This is a genomic window from Bradyrhizobium sp., assembly GCF_049512235.1.
Taxonomy (GTDB): Bacteria; Pseudomonadota; Alphaproteobacteria; order Rhizobiales; family Xanthobacteraceae; genus Bradyrhizobium.
In genome coordinates, this window is sequence record NZ_JBEKXH010000438.1 from 1 (window position 1) to 5429 (window position 5429).

Sequence of the window (5429 nt, forward strand, 5' to 3'; positions counted from 1 at the left end):
TAGCTCTCTTGCCACCGTTGCCTTCGAATTAACGGTTTTGTCCGACCCGGTTGAGCCGAACGAAACCTCCGAAGACTTGACACCAGCTTTGGGTGCCAGGACCACACGTTTTCCCCGTACGCATCAGCGCCGTCGTCTAGCTTGCGAGGTATTCGCTCACGCTTGGCATACCGCCCCCCGCCCTGCGAACCGTCGCGCGCCTGACGCTGCCGCGTCCACCGCATCTCATCCCGCGTGTCTGACGATCGCGAAACGCCCCTCATCTGGAACGAGACGAATCACCTATAGACCGCTTCGAACAAAAAGGCAACAAGAATCTTTTTTACGAAGGAGCTTGACAGCCCCGAAACACCGGATTGGGCGCCCCGGGGCGCGTTTTATAATTTGCTATGTCGATAGATGGCGGGTTACGCCTTCCGCCTTCGCAAAGCTTCGGCGCACAGGTCGGCTCCAACCCGCCCAACGGTCCTAAAACCTTGCCATGTTCGACGATCAGAGAATCCCGAACCTACCCGACTAAAAGTTGTGGCCGGCACAAAAAGGGATCTGCCATGTACCACGCAATCGTGCGCCGGAAGCTCAGGCACGTTTTCTCATCGCTATGCCAAGGCAACTTTGAACCTGGTCTCGATGGTCTGGCCTCTCGCTTCGACCATGTCTTTTCGGGCACGCACGCTCTCGGCGGCACGCGTCACACGAAGGCCGGCATGCGCCGATGGTTCGCGCGGCTTTTCCTTCTTTTCCCGAAGCTTGATTTTACGATCAAACACATCGCCGTCTGCGGGCCGCCTTGGAACACCTGCGCTATGGTCGAGTGGCAAGACACTGCGACGCCTGCTGACGGCGTGCCTTATTTCAACGACGGCACCCACTTCTTACGATTGCGTTGGGGAAAAGTCGTGAGCCTGCATGCGTATCTTGATACCCAGGTGGTCGCCGACACCTGCCGGCGTTTAGCTGAATGGGGCCTCGCGGACGCGGCAGCGCCGCCAATCGAAGATTGAGCCTGACTTTCGGGCAATGTCCGCGAAGAGTCGCAACCGGGCTAGCTATAGCAAGGGGTCCAAGGCCTCGGCAGCCGGCCCTCACCAGAGAGCCGGCTGTTCCGTTAGCGCCTAGGATTGGCACCGAGAGCGTATTCCGCCGACCCGCCCGGCAAGATGGCGGGTTACGGCTTCGCCTACAACCCGCCTTACGAGCTCTCATCAGCGCTGCCGCGCGTAAAGAAATAGCTTTTTGCTAATAGCGAGATCTTTTCCGGCTTACCCTTCTCAGCCGGCGCCGCTCCACGATCAGAAACAACGGGCCGCCAAGAAAGAATACCGCCGCGAAAACGAGGAACGTCACCCAAAGCGTGAATTCGAAGGGGGCCTGCGCATAGTAGATCGGGGTGTCGCCGATGCCGCCGCTGATGGCATAGGGCGCTCCTCTCACGATCATGACGAGGAGTTGGCTCACCAGGAACATACCCATCAAGCAGGAGCCTACCATCGCCCAGACCGGCAGCGGGTTATCAAGTCCTGCTTCAATGTAGCTTCGCGCCCGCGGCCGCTCGGCCAGCGGCTCGATCTCAGACACGAAGTTGTACCCCAGGAACCTACCCAGCGCCTCCAGCTGATCGGGTTTCAGATAGACGATGGTGGCGCTGCCGTCGAAAAATGCCGCGAACCGACCTGTTGCCGCCGGGGGCAGTCGCTCGTTGAGCCGCGTCACGACCGACCAGTCAAAGTCCTTGGCAGCGATCAGCTCGAACGGCATGCCGCCCTCGTGCGCGTGGATCGAAATGTCCATGCGCTGCGACGGCCCGTTTCGGCCTTCCCGGACGACCCTTGTCGCCGAAACGCTGTCGATCGGCCACTCGTCGCCGGCAAGGTCGATGATCGAGGCCACGACCTCGGCGTAGTCCTCCTCGTCAGCCACTTCGTAGCAATGGTCCGAGTGATGCACCGCATTCGAAAAGGCACTGGGCGAACCGCGCAAGGCAAACTGGCACCAGGACAGCGGATCATCGGGAACGGAAACTCCGGCCCACTCCTCCGTTATCCGGCGCGCGACGTCGAGAAATTCGTGTTCCGGACAGACCGGCTTCAACCCGAGCCTGGCAAGCCGCGGAATCGCGGCCGCAATCTTGGGCGCGTCGTTATCTGATAACTCGATGAACGAAACGACTTCTTCTGCCATCGTCCTGCAGCCGTACTCACCGACGAGACATTCAGCCTATAGGAGCCGCTTCGTCAGCGTCCGACGAATTTCGGCGGACGCTTGCCGTTGAAGGCTTCAACGCCCTCCTTGAAATCTTCCGATTGGCGCAGACGGCTGTAGCAGTGGCCTTCCAGTTCGATGGCGATCGCCAGCGTCGAGTCCTCGGTATCGTTCAAGAGCTTCTTCACTGTGCGCTGCGCCAGCGGCGCGAACGTCCGCAGCTCGGCGACGAGCTTGTCGGTCGCGTTCTCGAGTTCGGCGTCGGGCACGCATTCGGTGACGATGCCCCAGTCGAATGCCTGCCTTGCCGGAATGCGCTTCGAGCGCATCACGATGTCCTTGGTCCGGGTGATGCCGATCATCTTCTGCAAGCGCGCGGAACCGCCGGATCCGGGGATTTGGCCAAGCTTCTGCTCGGGCAGCGCGTACAACGCGGTCTCGGAGGCGATCCGGAAATCGCAGGCCAGCGACAGTTCGAACCCGACGCCGAAGCAATAGCCGCGGTTGGCGACGATGACCGGCTTCGCGCAGCGCGCCGGCGAGGCGATATTCCAGGCGAGTTTGGAGACCTTCTCCGGCGTCGCCTCCATGAAGCCGCCGATATTGCCACCGCTGGAAAAATGTTCGCCGACCGAGCGCACCACGATGACGCGGACACGCTCGTCCTCGTCGAGCGCCTCGAACACCAGGCGCAGCTGGTCGCGCTCCGGCATCGACACCACATTGTAGGGCGGCCGGTCCAGGATGATGTCGGCTCGCTCGTGGCCCTCGTCGCGCTCGACATGGAAGCCGTCAAGGCTGGTGAGGCGCGGGTCGGCGAAAGTGCAAGGGAACGGCATCTGGTTTTCCTTTCTGTGGCTTGCTAGACCAGCGTTTCAGAAGTTCTGATCATATCGAAGCTTGCGACGCTGCGCTCCCTCTCCTGCGCTCTTTTGCGCGGGGGAGGGTTGGGGTGGGGGCCAACGCGGGCGGTGTCTATGCTGAAGCACCCCCACCCCGACCCTCCCCCGCGAAGAGCGGGAGAGGGAGTGAGAGGCCAATGCTTGTTTCACGGCATCGCTCAACTACGCCGTGCTCGGCGGCGGAGTGCGTTCGTGCTGGTAATCGCCGGCGACGAGCAGGCGGCGTAACAGCTTTCCAACCGGGGATTTCGGCAGGGCATCGACGAATATGAAGCGCCGCGGGCGCTTGAAATTGGCCAGTTGGGACATCCGGCAGAACTGCTCCAGCTCCTGCTCGCTGACGGCTGTGCTGCGCTTCACGAATGCGGTGACGATCTTGCCCCACTTCTCGTCGGCCAGACCGACCACGGCGACTTCGAGCACGGAGGGATGCAGCGAAAGGCAGCTCTCGACCTCGACCGGCGATACATTCTCGCCACCGGTGATGATCATGTCGTCGACCCGGCCGGTGACGAACAGATCGCCGTCGCGATCCATGAAGCCGGTATCGCCGGTAAAATACCAGCCGTCCCGCAGCGATCTGGCATCGGCATCGGGCCGGCGCCAATAGCCTTCGAACGACTCGTCGCCGGCCAGCAGCGCGATGATCTCGCCCTCCTCGTTCGGCTCCGCGACGTCGGCAGCAGTTCTGGCGGTCAGCTTGACCACTCTGATCAGCTGATTGATCCCGGCCTTGCCGGCCGATCCCGGCTTGGCCGGGGCGTTCTGATCGATGGTGAAGGTGTAGATTTCCGAACTGCCGTAATGGTTGACGAACAGGTCGGGCCGGAACGCCGCGTTCAGCGTCTGCAGCAGCCCGTCGGTCATCGACGCCCCGGCGAAGCCGAGTTTTCGTACGCTCGACACGTCGGTCGAGGGGAACTCGCGCGCATGAACCAGATCGTGATAGAGCGTCGGCACCAGATAGAGATTGCTGACCCGTTCCGCCTCGATCAGCGCCAGCGCGCGGGCGGTGTCGTAGCGCGGAAGGCAAACGAACGTTCCCCCGATCAGCGACATGGCGATCAGGGAGCGGACGCCCATGGTGTGATGAAGCGGCATGACGCCGAGCGTGCGTTCGCCGCGCCGGTAGAGATTTTGCGCCACATGGGCAATGCCGGCGGCGCGCTCCGCACGGTGGCGGCGCGGCACGCCCTTCGGCTTCGACGTGGTGCCGGACGTATAGAGCATGATCGACCAGGCTTCGGCGCCGGCGCGGGGCGATAGTTCGGCCGCGGGCTCCGCCGCCATCCGCTCGAAATTGAACGCGCCCGCGCTGCTGCCTGCGCCGGCGTAAACCCGCGGCAGCGCCGACGCCCGCGCCGACTGCTCGACGGCCGGCGCGGAAACACCCTGGTAGATGACGGCGCAGGATTCGGAATTCTCGATGCAGAAATCGAGCTCGTCGGCCTTGGCACGCCAGTTGATCGGTGTGATCACGATGCCGGCCAGCTGGCAGGCCCAATACAGCGTCGCCGCCGCCTCGCAATTCTGCAGCACCGTGACAACATGCTGACCGCCACGGATGCCGATCCGGTCGAACGAAGCCACGACAGAGGAAATCCGCTGATACCACTGCGCGTAGGTCAGGCGAATGTCCTCGTCGACAAGGGCTATGGCGTCGGGGTCGCGGGCGACGCTGGCGACAAAGCTGGTTCCAAGGTCAAGCATCGGTTGGCTCTCTGCCCGGATCGGCCAATTCCGCCGCCGCCTCGAGCGCGGCGCGCACGATCGGCGTGTAGCCCGTACAGCGGCACAGATGTCCACTCAGGAGGTCGCGGATGCTTTCTTCATCCGGCCGCGGCCGTTCGCGCAGGAAGCCGTCGAGCGACATCAGGATGCCTGCCGTGCAGAACCCGCATTGCAGCGCGTGATTGCGCTTGAACGCCGCCTGCAGGACGCCAAGACGGTCCGGCGACGGCGCCAGCCCCTCGACGGTCCGAACTTCGCAGCCTTGCACCTGGACGGCGAGCGTGAGGCAGGCCCGCGCCGGTTGGCGATCGATCTCGACCGTGCAGGCCCCGCATATGCCGTGTTCACAGCCGACATGGGTGCCGGTCATGCCGATCTGGTGGCGCAGAAAGTCGCTCAGCAAAAGCCGCGGCTCCGCCTCGCCGCAACAGGGCTTGCCGTTCAGCGAGAAGCGGACTTGGTGGCGCCTTCCGGCTTGCCATCGGCTCATGGCAGAACCTCCCGCACCAGATCGCGCCCGATCATGCGAACGAGGTCGCGGCGGTATCGCGCGGTCGCATGGACATCGTCGCGGGCATCGAGATCCCAGGCAAA

General features: G+C 63.0%; 5 protein-coding genes and 1 pseudogene. 1 reads left to right on the forward strand and 5 read right to left on the reverse strand.

What is annotated here, in order from left to right; all coding sequences use genetic code 11:
* Nucleotides 1-551 precede the first annotated feature (551 nt).
* Nucleotides 552-1004 carry a nuclear transport factor 2 family protein gene (locus ABSG20_RS28680; RefSeq protein WP_423867835.1) on the forward strand — a complete coding sequence of 151 codons (453 nt, stop codon included), beginning with the start codon at nt 552-554 and terminating at the stop codon, nt 1002-1004.
* A 235-nt stretch (nt 1005-1239) separates the two neighbouring features.
* Here the strand turns inward: ABSG20_RS28680 and ABSG20_RS28685 are convergent, their stop codons facing one another.
* From ABSG20_RS28685 to ABSG20_RS28705, 5 genes and pseudogenes are all read right to left on the reverse strand, one after another.
* Nucleotides 1240-2181 carry a hypothetical protein gene (locus ABSG20_RS28685; RefSeq protein WP_423867836.1) on the reverse strand — a complete coding sequence of 314 codons (942 nt, stop codon included), beginning with the start codon at nt 2179-2181 and terminating at the stop codon, nt 1240-1242.
* Nucleotides 2182-2234: 53 nt separating this feature from the next.
* Nucleotides 2235-3041, reverse strand: coding sequence for an enoyl-CoA hydratase/isomerase family protein (locus tag ABSG20_RS28690; RefSeq protein ID WP_423867837.1), 807 nt, complete (start codon nt 3039-3041; stop codon nt 2235-2237).
* Nucleotides 3042-3266: 225 nt separating this feature from the next.
* Nucleotides 3267-4814, reverse strand: coding sequence for an AMP-binding protein (locus tag ABSG20_RS28695; protein ID WP_423867838.1), 1548 nt, complete (start codon nt 4812-4814; stop codon nt 3267-3269).
* Nucleotides 4807-5325 (reverse strand): (2Fe-2S)-binding protein, encoded by a 519-nt coding sequence (locus ABSG20_RS28700; RefSeq protein WP_423867839.1) that lies wholly within the window; start codon nt 5323-5325, stop codon nt 4807-4809. The genes ABSG20_RS28695 and ABSG20_RS28700 overlap by 8 nt, the downstream gene beginning before the upstream one ends.
* Nucleotides 5322-5429, reverse strand: a pseudogene (locus tag ABSG20_RS28705) (FAD binding domain-containing protein); the annotation flags it as partial. The pseudogene ABSG20_RS28705 and the gene ABSG20_RS28700, both read right to left, overlap by 4 nt.